Source organism: Gloeotrichia echinulata CP02, from assembly GCA_038087035.1.
Classification (GTDB): Bacteria; Cyanobacteriota; Cyanobacteriia; order Cyanobacteriales; family Nostocaceae; genus Gloeotrichia; species Gloeotrichia echinulata.
Genome location: CP051187.1, coordinates 5,477,658 through 5,495,426, shown reverse-complemented (window position 1 = coordinate 5,495,426; position 17,769 = coordinate 5,477,658). Strand labels below are relative to the sequence as shown.

The 17,769-nt window shown below is 42.4% G+C and carries 18 protein-coding genes; 9 read left to right on the top strand and 9 right to left on the bottom strand.

Translation table 11 applies throughout. The features are described 5' to 3' along the window. Positions 1 to 90: 90 nt before the first annotated feature. A complete protein-coding gene (locus HEQ19_24340; GenBank protein ID WYM03585.1) occupies positions 91 to 1,338 on the bottom strand; it encodes a transposase in 1,248 nt (415 codons plus the stop codon). Between the two features lie 183 nt (positions 1,339 to 1,521). On the opposite strand from HEQ19_24340, the gene HEQ19_24335 reads away from it, so the two are divergent. Together HEQ19_24335 and map are read left to right on the top strand one after the other, a co-directional pair. Further along, positions 1,522 to 2,526, top strand: coding sequence for a Gfo/Idh/MocA family oxidoreductase (locus tag HEQ19_24335; GenBank protein WYM02153.1), 1,005 nt, complete (start codon positions 1,522 to 1,524; stop codon positions 2,524 to 2,526). 17 nt (positions 2,527 to 2,543) lie between these two features. After that, entirely contained in the window at positions 2,544 to 3,308 is a 765-nt protein-coding gene (map, locus tag HEQ19_24330; GenBank protein ID WYM02152.1) for a type I methionyl aminopeptidase, read from the top strand. A 111-nt stretch (positions 3,309 to 3,419) separates the two neighbouring features. Here the strand turns inward: map and HEQ19_24325 are convergent, their stop codons facing one another. The 3 genes from HEQ19_24325 to HEQ19_24315 form a co-directional block, all read right to left on the bottom strand. Next, positions 3,420 to 3,803: a type II toxin-antitoxin system VapC family toxin gene (locus HEQ19_24325; GenBank protein WYM02151.1), complete on the bottom strand. Its 384-nt coding sequence runs from the start codon at positions 3,801 to 3,803 to the stop codon at positions 3,420 to 3,422. Then, positions 3,800 to 3,997: a hypothetical protein gene (locus HEQ19_24320; GenBank protein ID WYM02150.1), complete on the bottom strand. Its 198-nt coding sequence runs from the start codon at positions 3,995 to 3,997 to the stop codon at positions 3,800 to 3,802. The genes HEQ19_24325 and HEQ19_24320 overlap by 4 nt, the downstream gene beginning before the upstream one ends. Positions 3,998 to 4,071: 74 nt before the next feature. Then, positions 4,072 to 5,439: a pentapeptide repeat-containing protein gene (locus HEQ19_24315; protein ID WYM02149.1), complete on the bottom strand. Its 1,368-nt coding sequence runs from the start codon at positions 5,437 to 5,439 to the stop codon at positions 4,072 to 4,074. Between the two features lie 489 nt (positions 5,440 to 5,928). Here HEQ19_24315 and HEQ19_24310 point away from each other — a divergent pair, with 489 nt between their 5' ends. After that, a complete protein-coding gene (locus tag HEQ19_24310; GenBank protein WYM02148.1) occupies positions 5,929 to 6,672 on the top strand; it encodes a tetratricopeptide repeat protein in 744 nt (247 codons plus the stop codon). A gap of 7 nt (positions 6,673 to 6,679) precedes the next feature. Then, entirely contained in the window at positions 6,680 to 7,558 is an 879-nt protein-coding gene (locus HEQ19_24305; protein WYM02147.1) for an NAD(P)-dependent oxidoreductase, read from the top strand. 26 nt (positions 7,559 to 7,584) lie between these two features. Here the strand turns inward: HEQ19_24305 and HEQ19_24300 are convergent, their stop codons facing one another. The 4 genes from HEQ19_24300 to gcvT all read right to left on the bottom strand — a co-directional run bounded on the left by HEQ19_24300 (position 7,585) and on the right by gcvT (position 13,724). Continuing rightward, complete coding sequence (locus tag HEQ19_24300) at positions 7,585 to 8,493, bottom strand: hypothetical protein (protein WYM02146.1); 909 nt, start codon at positions 8,491 to 8,493, stop codon at positions 7,585 to 7,587. Positions 8,494 to 8,817: 324 nt separating this feature from the next. Continuing rightward, on the bottom strand, positions 8,818 to 11,781 hold the full coding sequence (gcvP, locus tag HEQ19_24295; protein WYM02145.1) for an aminomethyl-transferring glycine dehydrogenase: 2,964 nt from the start codon (positions 11,779 to 11,781) through the stop codon (positions 8,818 to 8,820). 192 nt (positions 11,782 to 11,973) lie between these two features. Continuing rightward, positions 11,974 to 12,363, bottom strand: a complete 390-nt coding sequence (gene gcvH / locus HEQ19_24290) for a glycine cleavage system protein GcvH (GenBank protein WYM02144.1) — start codon at positions 12,361 to 12,363, stop codon at positions 11,974 to 11,976. Positions 12,364 to 12,584: 221 nt separating this feature from the next. Further along, positions 12,585 to 13,724 carry a glycine cleavage system aminomethyltransferase GcvT gene (gene gcvT / locus HEQ19_24285; GenBank protein WYM02143.1) on the bottom strand — a complete coding sequence of 380 codons (1,140 nt, stop codon included), beginning with the start codon at positions 13,722 to 13,724 and terminating at the stop codon, positions 12,585 to 12,587. 8 nt (positions 13,725 to 13,732) lie between these two features. Between gcvT and HEQ19_31305 the strand changes: the two genes are divergently transcribed. Then, positions 13,733 to 13,861 carry a hypothetical protein gene (locus HEQ19_31305; protein ID WZI67005.1) on the top strand — a complete coding sequence of 43 codons (129 nt, stop codon included), beginning with the start codon at positions 13,733 to 13,735 and terminating at the stop codon, positions 13,859 to 13,861. Between the two features lie 71 nt (positions 13,862 to 13,932). On the opposite strand, the gene HEQ19_24280 is transcribed toward HEQ19_31305, so the two are convergent. Next, positions 13,933 to 15,447, bottom strand: coding sequence for an NACHT domain-containing protein (locus HEQ19_24280; protein ID WYM02142.1), 1,515 nt, complete (start codon positions 15,445 to 15,447; stop codon positions 13,933 to 13,935). A gap of 269 nt (positions 15,448 to 15,716) precedes the next feature. Between HEQ19_24280 and HEQ19_24275 the strand changes: the two genes are divergently transcribed. The 4 genes from HEQ19_24275 to HEQ19_24260 all read left to right on the top strand — a co-directional run bounded on the left by HEQ19_24275 (position 15,717) and on the right by HEQ19_24260 (position 17,748). Continuing rightward, positions 15,717 to 16,463 (top strand): hypothetical protein, encoded by a 747-nt coding sequence (locus HEQ19_24275; protein WZI67004.1) that lies wholly within the window; start codon positions 15,717 to 15,719, stop codon positions 16,461 to 16,463. 64 nt (positions 16,464 to 16,527) lie between these two features. Then, complete coding sequence (locus HEQ19_24270) at positions 16,528 to 16,983, top strand: DUF29 domain-containing protein (protein ID WYM02141.1); 456 nt, start codon at positions 16,528 to 16,530, stop codon at positions 16,981 to 16,983. Positions 16,984 to 16,988: 5 nt separating this feature from the next. Beyond that, positions 16,989 to 17,150 carry a hypothetical protein gene (locus HEQ19_24265; protein ID WZI67003.1) on the top strand — a complete coding sequence of 54 codons (162 nt, stop codon included), beginning with the start codon at positions 16,989 to 16,991 and terminating at the stop codon, positions 17,148 to 17,150. A 394-nt stretch (positions 17,151 to 17,544) separates the two neighbouring features. Then, positions 17,545 to 17,748, top strand: coding sequence for a hypothetical protein (locus tag HEQ19_24260; GenBank protein WZI67002.1), 204 nt, complete (start codon positions 17,545 to 17,547; stop codon positions 17,746 to 17,748). Positions 17,749 to 17,769 lie beyond the last annotated feature (21 nt).

The window sequence follows — 17,769 nt, the reverse complement described above, 5'->3', positions numbered from 1 at the left end:
GAATCAGCCTCATATTAGAAAAATTTATACTTACGGGAATGAAACGTGAGTTTGTCAATCAATCAGAGAAATATTGACATCCTCCCACCACTAATTCGGAGTACCGAATATAGTGGGGGATTCCAAAGATCGCTCTTTGGGTTTCCTCTTTCCACGACCCGACTTACTTGGAGGAGTTTCCCCACCCATACAGAGGTCGATGTCTCCAGAGGCGTTAGTTCCGACGTGACCCGCCGTACTCAATCCTTTTGCTAATATGTTCCGCGCTGCGTTCCAGTCCCTATCTTGGGTATGCCCACAATGAGGACAAATATGAGTTCTGGTGCTAAGAGTCTTTTTGACAACCTCTCCACAATTAGAGCAATTCTGTGAGGTATAATGTGGTGGAACAGCAACCGTGACAACACCAAACACCTTACCAAAATACTCAACCCATTCACGAAACAGCGACCATGAAGCGTCACTAATCGACTTAGCCAATCGGTGATTTTTCACCATATTCCGCACCATCAAATCCTCATACGCCACGAGGTCGTTAGACTTCACCACGCACCTTGCTGTCTTAACAGCAAAGTCTTTACGCTGGCGACTTACTTTGAGGTGTTTACGCGCTTGTTTATTTCTCAACTTAATTCTATTTTGAGAACCTTTTCTAGTCTTAGACATCCGCCGTTGCAAACGTCTCAAGGACTTTTCACTTTTACGAAGATGTCTAGGGTTGGCGACTGTTTCTCCGTTGCTATCTGTATAGAAGTGGTTTAACCCCAGGTCAATACCAATAGTTTTACCAGTTGGTTCTCGCTTTTCTACTCGTTCATGGTCAATGCAAAACTGGCAATAATAGCCATCTGCACGACGCACAACCCGCACCCTTTTAAACTGTTTCCTGTGGTAGAAATGCAGGTCACGAGTTCCCCAGAGTTTAAAGGTTCCTGCTTGAAACCCATCGGAGAAAGTGATATACCTGCGGTCTTCAGAAAGCTTCCATCCACAGGTTTTGTACTCAACAGAGCCATGCGTTTGTTCTTTCTTGAACTTTGGAAATCCCTTTTTTCCTGGCTTATTTTTCTTGCAGTTATCAAGGAACCGAGCAATAGCAGACCACGCTCTTTCAGCACTAGCTTGACGAGCCATCGAATTAAGCTTGGTAGCATAAGGAAAATCGGGATTAGCAGCAAGCACAGCGCAATATGCGCTCAACTCGTATTTACCAATGCCCTTATTATCCATCCAGTATCGAACACAACTGTTGCGAACAAAACGAGCAGTACGGATAGCTTCATCCAGCTTTCCGTACTGCTCGTTCGTTCCTTCCAGTTTGGCTTCAAATACCAGCATTTTTACGCTCAACTCAATGGCGTAATCATAACATGGATTTGCGAAAAACTCAACTGTTCCCTCTCCCACGCTTGCTTGAAAGCAAGTAATGGTCGTAGAACGTTTCATTTTTCGCCCTCGATTCATCTCGCCGCCAAATCACAGATTATGGCGGGAGCCTTCTCTCCGAATAAGGTAAATATCATGTATAGTGTCGAAAACCCTTTGGACAAGGCAAAAGTGCGGGCGGGTTTAGTTGGTACTGGGAATGCGGCAAAGCTACGGGCTGAGGCCTTGGTGCATGATGAGCGATCTTCTCTAGTCGCGATCGCCGGACATACACTAGAAAACACAACAGCCTTTGCCAAAAACTACCAGGCTGAGGCTTTGAGTTCTTGGCAACAGCTTGTTGAGCGAGAAGATATTGATTTAGTGGTGATCTCCAATGTGAATCGAGATCATGGGACGATCGCTCGTGCAGCACTCAATCATGGTAAACACGTGATTGTGGAATATCCTCTATCTTTGGATGTAGTAGAGGCTGAGGAACTGATCACCTTAGCCAAAGCCCAAAATAAACTGCTACATGTGGAACATATTGAACTTTTGGGTGGATTGCATCAATCTTTAAAGCAACATTTAGCAAAAATTGGTGACGTTTTTTATGTTCGCTATAGCACTATCAACCCCCAAAATCCCGCACCTCGCAAGTGGACTTATAGCCATGAGCTTTTCGGTTTTCCGTTGATTGGTGCGCTTTCGCGATTACATCGGCTCATGGATATCTTTGGTCAAGTCTTGACGGTTAATTGTCATAATCGATTCTGGGGTACAGAAACAGAATACTACCAAACCTGTTTTTGTATTACCCAACTGTGTTTTACTAATGGACTGTTAGCACAAGTAGTTTATGGCAAAGGTGAAACCCTGTGGCAAGCAGAACGCAAGTTTGAAGTGCATGGCGAAAACGGGGGGTTAATTTTTGATGGTGATACAGGATGCTTGATTCAGGCTGGAGTATCAACACCTATACAAGTTGGAACTCGTCGGGGTTTGTTTGCCAAAGATACTAGTATGGTGTTAGATAATCTTTTTTATGGTACTCCTTTGTACGTCATCCCAGAGGAGAGTTTGTACACCTTAAAGGTGGCTGATGCAGCTAAAAGAGCTGCTCAGACGGGGTTGACTATATTTATGGCAGATTTTTGAGTTGTAGAGAAGCGTTGATGAAAACCGAACTGATTGTTATTTTATCCCAGCGAGAACTAGAAAAGATGCGTCAGGCTGGACGCTTGGCAGCCAAACTATTACAGCATCTTGAACCTTTAGTCAAGCCAGGGATTAGCACCCTCGAACTCAATGATGAAGCTGAACGTTGGACGCAGGCGCATGGAGCCAAAAGCGCACCTCTGGGCTACAAAGGCTTTCCTAAATCAATCTGTACGAGTGTGAATGAGGTAATCTGTCACGGAATTCCCAATGCCAAGCAAATCCTCAAGGAAGGTGATATCATCAATATTGACGTGACGCCGATAGTTGATGGCTACCACGGCGATACTTCCAAGACATTTTTGGTCGGCACCCCTTCCCCAAAGGCGCAAAAGCTGGTAGAGGTGACACAGGAGTGTCTGCGTCTAGGGATTGCGGAGGTGAAAGCTGGCGCACGCATTGGGGACATTGGCGCAGCTATTCAAGAATATGCGGAGTCCCAGGGCTTTTCTGTAGTTAGAGATTTTGTGGGACACGGTATCAATAATGTTTTCCATACACCACCGGATATTCCTCACTACGGGACGCGGGGTAAAGGTAAACGTCTCAGAGCCGGAATGGTGTTTACAATTGAGCCAATGATTAACGAGGGTACCTGGGAAGTCGAGATGCTGAGTGATGGCTGGACTGCGGTGACTCGCGATCGCCTGCTTTCGGCTCAATGTGAGCATACTTTAGCGGTAACTGAAGATGGGGTGGAGATTTTAACCCTTCCTGATTGACCGGAGACGGAGCCTCTCCGGCTCCGCTCTTGTCTGCGACACGCTGCGCGATGACAACCAGAGCGAAAAAAATATGACAATTGCGTAAGTCCTACAAGATATAAATATACGCTAATTAACAAAAGGATTTTCAATCTTTAGTCCAGCAATTCCTTGAAAATCGCCAACATTTCTTGTAACTAGAGATGCGTCTTGACTTAGTGCAGAAGCCGCAATAATTGCATCAGGAAGCTTAATTTTATACTGTTGTTTTAACTGGATTGTCAAATTTTCAATTTCTCGCAACAATGGAACCAGTTTAAACTGCGATAGTAAATCTTCGATTGCCTGTTCTTCCTCATTTGATAAGCCTGAAAAACTCAGCAACTCAATGCGGACAATCGGTGAAACGAAAACTTCATGCAAATCCAAAAAATTTTCTGCAAAGAATGAACTAACCTTTAATTCATCCGCAAGATAGTAAATAAAAATATTTGTATCATAAAGATATCTCATTCATTCCATTCCTGACGTAGAGTTTCTAAATGTATCAGGATTGCTTGCTTCTTATGCTTTAAAAGTCCCTTGGCTTTAGTTATTTTTTCGTAGTCCTTTTTCCAAAGTAACAGCATTGATTCTGGTAAATCTACCGTAATTGAATCTTCATCCTGAGAGACTAGATAATGTCTTGGTATTTTGATTATTGGCACAGGTTTCTCCTTTTGTTTCTTTTAATGCTTGTAGATAATATGTTTCAGTTTTAACCGCTTTCAAATTTATAATATCAAACCTGCTTAGAGGATGTTTCCAATTTATTGGGGATACCTTCACAACCGCCAGGAATAGTAGCTCTGGTTTTTTCTCCACACCAGGCGCAGCAGTAGTAGCGTGCAGATTCAGAGAGGCGTTGCACATTGCTAAAATCGGCATCTTTGATGACGGCGCCAGTGTGTTCGCCAGTTTCGTAGTTTGGTGGTGCGGTGCGGCTGCGGGGTGATGCTTTTTCTACTGAACCATAAAATAGACGAATACCGTTGAGGTCAGCATTACAGAGTTTGGCATCATATAAAATGGTGCGGGAGAGGTTAGCTTTGACCAAATCGCTACCACTGAGATTAGCGCGGACAAGATTCGCTTCGCTTAGATCAGTCCAACGCAAATCGGTATAAGAAAGGTCTGCTCCGGCTAACATGACGCCTAAATCGATGACGCGCACACCATCTAGGCGATCTTCGGCGTAACCGCCACTCCCGTTGAGAATGGCTCGACCTAAACGGCGATCGCGCTTTAGGGGTGTGAGTAATTTAGACCGGGAGAGAAACCGGAGAATTTTTGCTTTCCCACTACCATCAACACTACTAAAAATTGCCGCTGTGCGTCCTTCGGCGATCGCTCTTTCTTGCGGCCAGTCTTCTAATAATCCTTCTTCATCTAATACCAAATCGGAGATGCCTTGAAAGTAGGAATCTATCGTCTGCTGCTGGGTGATGATATTTTGCTGAATTGTCAGATTGTTTTGCTGAATTGTCAAGTCTTTAGAAATGACGTATTGTCGCCAAGCAACATAAACAGCGATGATAGCAATGGAAATTTGCCCCAAAGCACCAAACCATTCTGCCAATGTACCAGAAGCATCCCAGTTAATTTTCTGTACCCAAGCCAGCAGGTAAGTCCCCAAACCTGTAAACTTCAACAAGCCAATTATCGCTACTACTACTCCCAAAAACGCGACTAACAATGTACAGTCTTTGACTGAAAACCACTGTTTGACTAGTTCTTGCAACCAAGGACGGAGCATCGCTAAGGATAACAGCAAAGTTACCAGAGTACCCAAAATGCCAATTAACCAAATATTAAGCAGCAGTCCCAGGATAGTCAAGGCGATCGCTCCCAGGGTGATTACCAATGCCCTAGGTTGTACTGAGAATTGATTGTTACTTGGTTGCTTCAGGCTGGAACGGGTTTGTTCTGAAGCAATTGTATTTTGCGGAGATTGCAAAGAGGCAATTGCTGCTAAAGTTTGAAGTCTTGCTAACCCCAATGGCGTCAGGCTATTCTCATTTGTCCCACCGTCAAAATCATCTGGGTCTAAGTCATGTTCCGGGATGGGTTCTGGGGTTGGTAAATTGGAGGAATTGGATTCAATCATCATTCTTTCTATTTTGCCCCAGCAGACTCAGTTCAACACCTGTTTTATGTTAACTGCTACATTATACATCTGACAAAAGGAGGCGCAATTTTTTATCAAAATGATACATCCTCCCAGGGACTGAGAAATTAAAAGATATCCAATTTGTAGGGTGCGTTACCAGCAAAAAACTCTGGAAATACCCACAAATTATTGGTACTGACGCACCCTACCCTCAGCCAATTTGGGATAATTTATTTTTTGATCTTCCTTTAAGGATAATTGCATAATTTCTCCACTCGATTTGTATATTAGTCTACTGTTTAGATTTTCTTATAACAAAATTTATTAAAATTTTAGCCAATCAATTGCATAATTCCCGCTGAATATGGTATTCTTTAGCCAAAGTTAACCAGAAAAAGCCTTGAAAACTTAATATAAATAGCGCATCTTCTGGCGCTATTAAAATTAAAATAGGTTTTATCATAATACTAGAACTTCTGTATGTACAATATGGTCTTTTGGCGTTGCTTGATTGCCTGGGGTTTTATGACTTTCTTGACATTGGGCTGTAGTGATATGGCAAACTCATCGGCAGAAAATACCAAGCAAGTTGTACAAAAAAGTAATATTACCCAGATGCTTATAGAAGCACAAACTAACCAAAAAGCAGAAAGTTTGCTGAATCAAGGTAATAGTTCGTTAGACGCACATCGCTACGACAATGCGATAGAAGTATACGACAAAGCAATTGGTATTAAACCGGCAAATGTGGAAGCATGGATTAATCGAGGAATTGCATTAACAGCTTTGCAAAGGTACCAAGATGCACTCGCATCTTACGACAAAGGGATCTCCATTGAACCTGACAAATATGAAGCGTGGTATAATCGAGGGATTGTGTTAACAGCTTTGCAAAGGTATCAAGATGCACTCGCATCTTACGACAAAGCGATCGCCATCAAACCTGACAAATATGAAGCCTGGATCAACCGAGGAATTACACTGACAAAGTTGGAACGCTACCAAGATGCACTCGCATCCTACGACAAAGCGATCGCTATCAAGCCAGATCAGCATGAAGCATATTATAATAAAGCTTGCTCCTATGCCTTACAGAGCAATGTCAAATTAGCAATTGAGAATCTCAACAAAGCAATGAAGTTGAATGCTAGTAAATACCAGAAATTAGCAAAAACTGATACAGATTTTAACAATATACGTCATGAAAAGCAATTTCGGGAATTAATTGAATAAAATTCTGATGAAAAAGCTATTAATTACGGGTGGTAGTGGGTTTTTAGGATGGAACCTTTGCCAAACAGCAAAGCAAGAATGGGAAGTTTATGGAACTTATTTTTCCCATAAAATAGAAATACCCGGCATCAAAATGCTGAAGGTTGATTTAACTGATTTGTCCCAATTAAAGCACATATTTAATGATGTCAGACCGACAGCAGTAATTCATACTGCAGCACAATCTCAACCTAATTTTTGTCAAACTCACCCCCAAGAATCACACGCAATTAATGTCACAGCTTCCTGCAATATCGCTGGACTTTGTGCGGATGCTTCTCTTGCTTGTGCTTTTACATCAACAGACTTGGTTTTTGATGGTTTAAATGCTCCTTATAGTGAAACAGATCCCGTGTCTCCTGTCAACCTATATGGTGAGCAAAAAGTCATGGCTGAAATTGGTATGCTAGAGCGATATCCTCAGACTGCAGTGTGCCGAATGCCGTTAATGTTCGGCACAGCAACACCTACAGCTAAAAGTTTTATGCAGCCATTTATTGAAGCTCTCAAAGCCGGAAAAGAACTAAACTTATTTATAGATGAATACCGCACGCCTGTAAGTGCCAAAACTGCAGCCCAAGGACTTTTATTAGCACTAGAAAAAGTTAACGGACTAATTCATTTGGGCGGAAAAGAACGAATTTCTCGTTATGATTTTGGGCAATTATTAGTAGATATATTTCAACTTCCTAATTCTGGCTTAAAATCTTGCCGCCAACAAGATGTAAAAATGGTAGCACCCAGACCAGCGGATGTTTCTTTGGATAGTTCCAAAGCGTTTGCATTGGGGTATAAACCTCTATCTTTAAAAGCAGAATTAGAAAAGTTAGAAGTTAAATCCCGATGATCCAAGTTTTCTTTCAAATTATGGACTTAGCCTTTAGGTTTTAATTTTGGCTTGGAGATCTCAGGCGCAGAACTAGTTTCTGTTTTGTCTTGTTTTTTGACAATTACCTTGGGTTTAACTTTTTGTGGAATCTGTTCATTCCCAGCATTTTGTCGTTTATTTGCTAACTTACTTTTAAGCGCTTCCGCCTTATCTTTCTTCCCAGCTTTCAGGTACTTTGGTGCTTCTTCCTGAGGTATAGCAACTAAAGAATCAAAACCAAAAACATCACGACCAGGGATAAACCTGGCTTTGATACTGACAAACATAGCCTTACCCTGCTGTTCCTTTTCTGCTTTTGGATTAAATCTAAAAGGATTGACCAGCGCATCTTTCCATATTAAGGGAATATGACTCGCCTTCATGAAATTAACTTTACTAGTTAGTTCAGCTTGCTTAATGTACTGGAGCCGTTCATCACTGAAATTCTTCATCACGGTGATACATGGTGTTCTACAAACCGGGATAAATTGCCATAGTCCAGATAGCTTAAATTCAAAGTCATTCAATTCCCTGGAAACTGAACTTTCTATAACCTCTTTCTCGATTAAATCCTCTACCATCTGTTTCTCAAAAGCAACTAATTGGAAAGCAATCTTATGTTGCTGTTCCTTCCCTGGATAGTGCGTAACTTTCGGATAGACAATCAATTTCTGTTTGCTAATACCTGTAGATTCTATATACTTCCGTAGTCCGTTGAAAGCATTTGATTTACTCCCTGAGCCAATGGGGTATAGATTGTATTGGTATTGTCCGATAGTAATATTTGCTATGTATTTATTTTTATCATCTTGAAATATAAATTGGACATCGCCCGTGACAACGCCAATTGCTTGAAATATACCGGTGGGTGAAACATCCTGCTTGGTTTCTTTTTGTGTTTGTTCAGTAGTCATTTGATAAAATACCTGATTTTGTTAGTTGAAAAGCTACCTATCAATTACATGACTTTATTTTAAGTCTTATAACCTTTACATCCGCAAGATACCAAAGTAAAGGGTATCGGTATCTCAACAAAATCAACCCCGCTCACGGTTTTTGTGGAGGAGGAGACTGGGTTCGCCGATACTATGCAACTGGAGTTCAGGAAGGGGACGCACTCGCTCAACAAAAAACGAATAACCATGACGCTTCTTGGGCTAGACAAATCAGATTTCGGGTCAGATTTGTCAAGGAATGAGGAGTTTCAATTCCTCACTCCTCACTCGTAACTCTTTACTTTATCCTGAATAAGCCTCCATTGGTGGACAAGAACAAACGAAATTCCTGTCACCAAAAGCCGCATCAATTCTACCCACACTTGGCCAGAATTTATGTTCTCTTGTCCAAGGTGCAGGGTAAGCAGCTTGTTCGCGAGAGTAGGGATGAGTCCATTCTCCGGTAATTAAACTTTCGGCAGTATGGGGTGCATTTTTCAACATGTTATCATGAGCATCCACCTTACCTGATTCAATGGCGGCAATTTCTTGGCGAATGGCTATTAAAGCATCACAGAAACGATCTAATTCTTGTTTAGATTCGCTTTCTGTGGGTTCCACCATGATTGTACCAGCCACAGGCCAGGAAACAGTGGGTGCATGGAAACCATAGTCCATCAGCCGTTTAGCGACATCATCGATTTCGATACTGGCTGATTTTTTGAGCGAGCGCAAATCTAAAATACACTCATGGGCAACTAGACCATTTTTCCCTTTGTATAAAACGGGATAATAAGTTTCTAGTCTCTTGGCGATGTAATTAGCGTTGAGAATTGCCACTTTGGTTGCTTCTCTTAAGCCATCAGTGCCCATCATCACAATATACATCCAAGAAATTACTAGGATACTAGCACTACCCCAAGGCGCTGCAGCCACCGCACCAAATTGTTTGGTATCAGAAATCTTCTCTGGGACAGTCCCCAGCGATGCACTGAGCCGGTCGTTGTGTCCCCAATCCCCAGTCCCGATTACAGCATGTCCCGGTAAAAAAGGCACAAGATGGTCAGCAACGCCAATGGGTCCCATACCGGGGCCACCACCGCCGTGGGGAATACAAAAAGTTTTGTGTAGGTTCAAGTGACAGACATCGGCGCCAATATCTCCAGGACGACAAATTCCCACTTGGGCGTTCATATTCGCCCCATCCATGTAAACTTGTCCACCGTGACGATGAACAACAGCACAGATTTCCTGAATTCCCTCCTCAAACACACCGTGAGTTGAGGGATATGTCACCATCAAAGCAGCGAGTTCATGACTATGTTTTTCTGCCTTGGCTTTGAGGTCATCTAGGTCAATGTTACCTTGATCATCACAGGCGACTGCAATCACTTTCATCCCACACATCACCGCACTCGCCGGGTTAGTACCATGTGCGGAGGTGGGTATTAAACAGACGTTGCGGTGTCCTTGTTTTCGACTTTCGTGATATTGACGAATCACCAACAAACCAGCATATTCTCCTTGAGAACCAGCATTTGGTTGCAGAGAAATCCCCGCAAACCCAGTAATCTCCGCTAACCACGCCTCAAGTTGCTGAAAGAGGATTTGATAACCCCGCGTTTGCGAAGTGGGTGCAAAGGGATGAATATTCCCAAATTCAGCCCAAGTTACTGGTATCATTTCCGCTGTGGCGTTTAACTTCATCGTGCAAGAACCCAAGGGAATCATCGATGTAGTTAAAGATAAGTCCTTAGTTTCTAGCTGATGTAGGTAGCGCAACAACTCAGTTTCTGAGTGATAGCGGTTAAAGACGGGGTGGGTGAGGTAAGTACTGGTACGGAGGTTGGGAAGATGGATGGAGGGAGTTAAGTCTTCTAGGGTGAAGGGGAGGTGATCAAGTCCTGCAAATATTTGCCAGAGGTCGATTAAGTCTTCTGGTGTGGTAGTTTCGTCTAGGGAGATACCGACAGCAGTATCATCGAAAATCCGCAGGTTGATATTTCGTGCTGTCGCAGCTGCGATAATTGTGTCTAGGTTGCTTGTTCCCAACTCTAGGCGCAGGGTATCAAAGAAATATTCCGAACTAATTTTGTAACCTAGGCGCTGTAATCCTGTTGCTAATATTACCGTTAATTGGTGAATATTTTCCGCAATTTCTCTGACGCCTTCAGGACCATGATAGACAGCATACATACTCGCCATCACCGCCAATAATACCTGGGCGGTGCAGATATTACTCGTAGCTTTTTCGCGGCGGATGTGTTGTTCGCGGGTTTGTAAAGCTAGACGTAATGCAGGCTTACCATTGACATCTTTCGATACACCAACAATTCGCCCTGGAACTTGCCGCTTATACTCTTCTTTGGTAGCAAAATATGCCGCGTGGGGTCCCCCAAACCCCAGCGGAATCCCAAAGCGTTGGGTGCTTCCGACAGCGATATCAGCGCCAAATTCGCCAGGAGGCGTCAGCAAAGTTAAACTTAAAGGGTCAGCCGCTACCGTCACCAATGCGCCCTCAGCATGTGCTTTGGCGATAAAAGCGCGGTAGTCGTAAATAGTCCCATCACTAGCAGGGTATTGGAGAATAGCGCCAAAAATCGGTTGCTGGAAATCAAAGGTTTGATGGTCGGCGACAATGATCTCAATACCTAGGGGTTCAGCCCGTGTTTGCAACACATCAATGGTTTGAGGATGGCAGTCACGAGAGACAAAATAGCTATTAGCTTTATTTTTGCACACTCCATAGCTCAAGCTCATCGCTTCTGCGGCAGCGGTGGCTTCATCGAGTAATGAAGCATTAGCAATTTCCAAACCCGTCAAATCGATAATCATCGTTTGGAAATTGAGCAGCGCCTCCAGACGCCCTTGGGCAATTTCCGGTTGATAGGGGGTGTAAGCAGTATACCAACCAGGATTTTCTAAGATATTACGCTGAATTACCGGTGGGGTGATACAGTCATAATATCCTAGACCAATAAATGAGCGGAAAACCTGATTAGTATCAGCAATTTTTTTTAACTTTGCCAGTGCGGCGTATTCAGTTTGCGCTTCTGGTAACTGTAGCGGTTGGTTCAGCCGGATAGCCTGCGGTACTGTTTGGTCAATGAGAGCATCCAGGCTCTCAATTCCCAATACCTCAAGCATTTGTTCGATATCATTGGCGTTAGGTCCAATGTGTCGTTGTGCGAAATTCTTGGATTTCTTGCTCCTTTCGTCTAGGATTTGGCGATCGCTAGATTTAGGAATAGAGACGTAACTTACCACAAATCGCTCTCCAGACGCAACTATTTAATATTTTGCAACAAATACCTTTGACAAATCGGAGTTTACTTAAGCAATTTATTTAAATTTCATAATCTATTTGCGGACACTGGGGAGATGGGAGGAAGCCCAGATGAGCCAGATGAGGGAGATGGGGGACAAAAAAATGACCCTTAACTCCGCGCCTCCTAACTCCTACACCCCTGCTACCTGGTCGCTATACTCATCCGCTGTCAAGGTATCCTCATTAGCTTCATCAGGGTCATTGATGCGAACTTTCAAGAACCAACCTTCTCCGTGGGGGTCTTCAGCTATTTGTTCTGGTTCATTTATCAAGGCTTCATTGCGTTCTACAACTGTGCCGCTAACAGGTGAATTTAGGTCTTCAACGGCTTTTACAGATTCAATGTTACCAAAGGTATCTCCCTTGGTAATTACCTCGCCAATGTCTGGTAGCTCCAAAAACACGATATCACCCAATTGCTCTACAGCAAAGGCGGTAATGCCAATAGTGGCAATTTCCCCATCTACGCGCACATATTCGTGAGAATCCAGGTATCTCAAATCCTGAGGATATTCAGACATATTACTTCCCCTGACAGATCAAAAAAATTATTGTTCCAAAAGAAATACGAGTCGTATCTGCTAATTAACCATGAATGATTAACTCAAAAAACATTATTCCTTAAAACTTGTACGGTTGTTAGGAAACTCCAAAAAATCACAGGACTTAACATCGATCATCTGAAGGGAAGCAAGGCCTTGCGCCCCTACCCTCTCTGTCCCATTCTTTTTTCAAATTGGTATTAGTTGCTGATCCGATTTTTTGAGCGATAAAAGGGACGTTTAACCACAGATGTGGAGTAGGTTTTGCCACGAATTTCCACTTCTAGCTGTTGACCAACGGCTGCTAGTTGGGAAGGAACGTAGGCTAAAGCAATGGGATATCCAAGTGTTGGTGAAATTGTACCACTAGTCACTTCACCTATTACTACTCCTGACGATAATACTGGGTAGCCGTGCCGGGGAATGTTACGCCCTGGGGTTTGTAAACCTACCAAACGGCGCTCTACTCCCGTGGCTTTTTGCTCTGCTAAAACTGACCGACCGATAAAATCGCCTTTGGTATCAAGATGCACCAACCATCCCAAACCGGCTTCTAAGGGGGTGGTATTATCGTCGATATCTTGACCATAAAGCGCCATTGCAGCTTCTAAGCGCAAGGTATCTCTTGCACCGAGTCCACAGGGAATGACACCAGCATCATAGAGACTTCGCCACAATTGTACACCCACTTCTGGCTCCACCATCACCTCAAATCCATCTTCCCCGGTGTAACCTGTGCGGGCTAAGAAACCAGGTTTACCCAGCACCGTTGTTTCTAAATGACCAAAGGCTTTAACTGGTTTTAAATCTGCTTGTACAAAAGCTTGGAGATAGTTAACAGCTTTTGTCCCTTGGACAGCAATTAAGACTTTTTCCGCCGAATTATCTTGGAATTTTACTTCATTTAGGTCAAGGTGTTGCAATAACCATGCTTTATCTTTACCCGTAGTTGCCGCATTCACAATAATCGCTGCCCGTTGTTTACCAGTGGCGTCTTCACCTTGATAATAGACAATGATATCGTCAATAATGCCAGCTTGCGGATTTAACAATACAGTGTACTGGGCTTGACCAGGTTGCAATCGACTCAAGTCTGAAGGAACTAAACCCTGGAGTTGGGAAATCAGATTTTGTCCCTGGAGAGTAAATTTACCCATGTGGGAAATATCGAACATACCCGCTGCAGTTCTCACAGCCTCATGTTCGCGGCTGATACCACTATATTGTACCGGCATTTCCCAACCGCCAAAGCTAGTAAACCTTGCTTTGACTTCTACACCCAATTCATATAAAGGAGTTCGCGCCAGAGATTCGGCGATTTCGGTTTCTTGATTAGCCACAGGTAATTTTGCGATCGCACCTCAACATCTATATATACTACGGGATTGTTTCCAGTTTCGCAGAATGGGGACTGGGGACACTTCGGCAAGCTCAGTGCATCGCTGGGGATTGGGGATTGGGGATAAATCACAAATGACCAATGACCAATAGTTACTTATTTTGCACCTTTGCGCCTTTGCGCCTTTGCGTGAGCTAAAAATTATTTCCCTACGGGACGCTCCGCGAACGGTAATCTTCCAGCGGTTCGGGAGTAATATCTTTTTCAGCTAAATATTGCTGAAATGCAACATGAGAAAAAGAATAAACTCCCCGCGCTTGCTCTACCAATAATCCATGTTGAGCAATCATAGATTTTAAAATTGTTTCGCTGTCTATTTGCAATAATTCTTGGTCTGTATTTCTCTGCTGCAAATTGTGAATATACTCGGTAATCTGCTGCTGAATAAACTTTTGATTAAATAAATAATTTCCTTGCTCCCAGGTAGTTTTGGCAATTTTTATCAGTAATTCTTCTTTATGCTGTGGTCTAAGTTGATAAACTTGCTCTCGCTGAATATGACGTTGAGCATCCCATTTTTTCAGGAATATATCCAATCCTTCTTGATACACTTCTGCAAGCCGAACCGAAAAATCACTTCTTTGCTCAAAAATCAAGCTCATCAATGTAAGCATTAGGGGATTAGTTGCTAATTCTTGCAGAGTTTTACTTTCTTGGATTTTCGCTAAAAATCGTTCTGTTTGCACAGGATTTTTCACCTGAAACCACTTCGTTGCAAAATCAGTAATCTGCTGATGATTAAAATCAGCAATTTCCACTTCTGTGAACTGCTCAAAAATATATTCCTGTGCAGCAATTCGAGAGGTGATGATAAAATAATTGCCATAAAACCGCGTTGTAAATCGGCGAATTTCCGGCAATACTCGGTCAAGATCGGCTGCTCTGACTTCATCTAACCCATCGAGTAAAACCATTACTCGTCCTTGATTTAACAAAGTTTCCACTGTCTGCGGTTCCACAACTCCACAATTTTTCAATTGTTTTGCAACGTATGACTTTAAGCCTGGTTGCTTTTTAGTCTCAGCAAACTCTTTGAGACTAATAAAAATCGGTACGCGATCGCCTCTCCATTCACCCAAGTTACACTTAATTGCCAGCCATTTCAAAAATGTGGTCTTTCCCGTTCCCGGTTTACCTAAAATCATCAGTTTGTCGTACCGTTCTACCACCGCTAGTCCGGGAAACCATTTTTTTGGTTTACTATTCAGGTTCTCTGTGTCAATATTTTGTAATAATTCTTCAATATCTAAGCGCCTGCGTCCACTCACTCGCTCCAGAATGTTGACGCTGGTGTAAATATTCGTCAACCTCATCGGCTGCTCCATATCTAGCACCCGCATTATACCACACTTGTTGTGAATATTTTGATAGATTTGTGCGCGTACAGTCTGGACTAGACTTTCCAGTTGAGAAATGCTCACAGTCTGTTCAGCTTCAGGAAATGACGAAAAAGTGATAATCTCTTCCCAATCTAGGTTAAGTTTTTGGCAAATTGTCACAAAAATGCTGCGATCAACTGGTTTACCTTGAAAAAACTTGGTAACAGGCTGACGGCTAATCCCCAATTCTACAGATAACCCCTGCTGCGTCAATGAATGACGGATCAGCGCTGCTTTGGCTTTACTAATTCCCTTGCTTGATGCTTCGAGCGATCGCCTAGTCATACCAATTTTAGATTTTAGATTTTGGATTTTGGATTTTAGATTTATCTTTTCCCATCGAAGACAGGAACGAAATGAAAATCTATCTTTTCTCTGCCCATTCCCCCAATCAATAATAAATCATACATATCTGATGCACAAGTCATACATAAAACATTCACACATCTGGATGTAAATCATCCAGAAAAATGCGAATCTAGAGATCTAGATATTTGACATCTCTTACATTACTTAAATTAATACTATGTTATGCTGTCACCCCAGGAGGACTTATGAGTGGAATTAACGTCACAATAGATAGTCCTACCGCAAAAGACGTAATGCAAGAAGCCTTAGAGCGAATCGCCTTGGGATTTCAGGATTATCTAAATTCGCTACAGCCAGATGAAATTACTTGTTTAGCACAGCAACTAGAAACTACTCATACTCCGCCCAAATATTCCAAAGCAGAAACTGACGTTGCTGTCAAGCTGGGTGCTAATCAAGTTAGTGATGAAGAGCGAGGTAGATTAGAGATTGCGGCGATTACCAAAAATTTTAAATTTAGACACGAGTTACTCAAGTCTTCACTAACGGCGCCACAGGTGGCTGAACTGCTGAATACCACTCGTCAAACGCCACATGATCGCCTAAAAAAGAATACCTTAATTGCTGCTCAAGATAATGGAGTCTGGAAATTTCCTACTTGGCAATTTGATCCAGAAGGGCCAGATGGAGTGCTAGTAGGATTACCTGATGTTTTAAAAGTTCTGAATGTTCCCGCTTTATCGAAAATTAGTTGGTTGACTCGACCAAACAAAGGTTTGAATGGGCTTACCCCAATAGCAGCTTTGAAATTTGGTCTGATAAATGACGTGATTGCTGAGGCTAGAACTGTGGGAGCTTCATTTATAATGCAATACAGTTCAGTTAAGGAAAATTGTCGTAGGGGCACGGCACGAATAAAATTGTCATTAGAAGAAAAGATTTTGGATGTTCCCTACAGTGTATATCATTCGAGCCTAACTGAACTGTATTGATTTATAATGTTGTCCGGCATTTTTTTACGTCGAATTAATGTCATCCGTAAAGTTGAGGTTAAAAATGACGATCAACACTAACTTAACATCTCTTTATGAGAGTGAATATGAGCAATGGTTAGGGCAAACGATTAACCTTTTAAAAGAAAACCGATGGGATGAGTTAGACAAGGAGCATTTAATAGAGGAGTTAGAAGAATTGAGTCGGCGAGACAAAAAAACCGTTGAAAGGTTGCTCGAACAGATTATCAGACATTTACTTCTTCTCCAATATTGGACTGCTGAATATGAGTATAATGCCAATCATTGGCAAGCGGAAATTATGAGTTTTAGAACACAAATTAATGAAGATTTAACTCAAAATTTACGAAATCATCTACAGGAAAACCAAGCAAAAGTTTATGAAAAAGCATTAAAATATGTGAGCCAAAAGACAGGATATGAGATAATCTTTCCAGAAGACTGTCCTTATAGTCTCGAACAATTATTTGAGATAAACTGGCTACCAGAAAGAGGGTAAAATCAGTGCGGCTTCTTGTGGAGCAGGATGCTTTAAAAGCAATACGCCTTGCTGAGTTGGCTCAAGCGATTCAGCAAGGGATTGACAGCGGAGAATCTACACCCCTAAATATGGATGAAATCATAAAATTGGCAAAACAACAACGGCAGAAGAGAGAATCCACGTAATGGCGATAGTTCTCAAAAAACCGCTGGCGATATCCAAAGTCTTTTTGAAGATTCACAAGACGATGAGTACAAGTCGCCTTGAAAACCCTACCCTCATACCCCATACCCGAAAAAATAGTTAAATTTGCTCACCTGCTCGACTGATAAACGTATCAGGGATTACACTTAAACAAATAAAAATTTCCGGAAGTGCGTCTAAGACCTTGAATTTTGGAGTATGTAGGGCTGTCAAGTCCTGATTGTACAAAATACATCAAGCGTCTTAAATATTAATTATCCCCAGTTTGTCAGTACACCAGATCAGGAGTGATAAAGGTGGTACAACTAATCCTTCCACCACCTTGCTTGAGCAAGCCGAAACCAAAATTTTATAACTTAAAGAAAGGTACAGAAGTTGTGCGAATTTTCCGTTTTTGAGCAAACTTGTGCATTACGCGCCACCGAAAAGATGGTATCCAAACTCAACCCTCAACAACAGAAGGATTTAGCTTCAGCGCTGATACATCAACGCAATTTCAATGAAGCCGAAAAGCGTTGGATTCGACCGAATTCTCATCGTTGGTCTCTGAGCGATCGCATCTTATCAGCTTTAGCTTAAACCGCAAGACACCGCTCATAG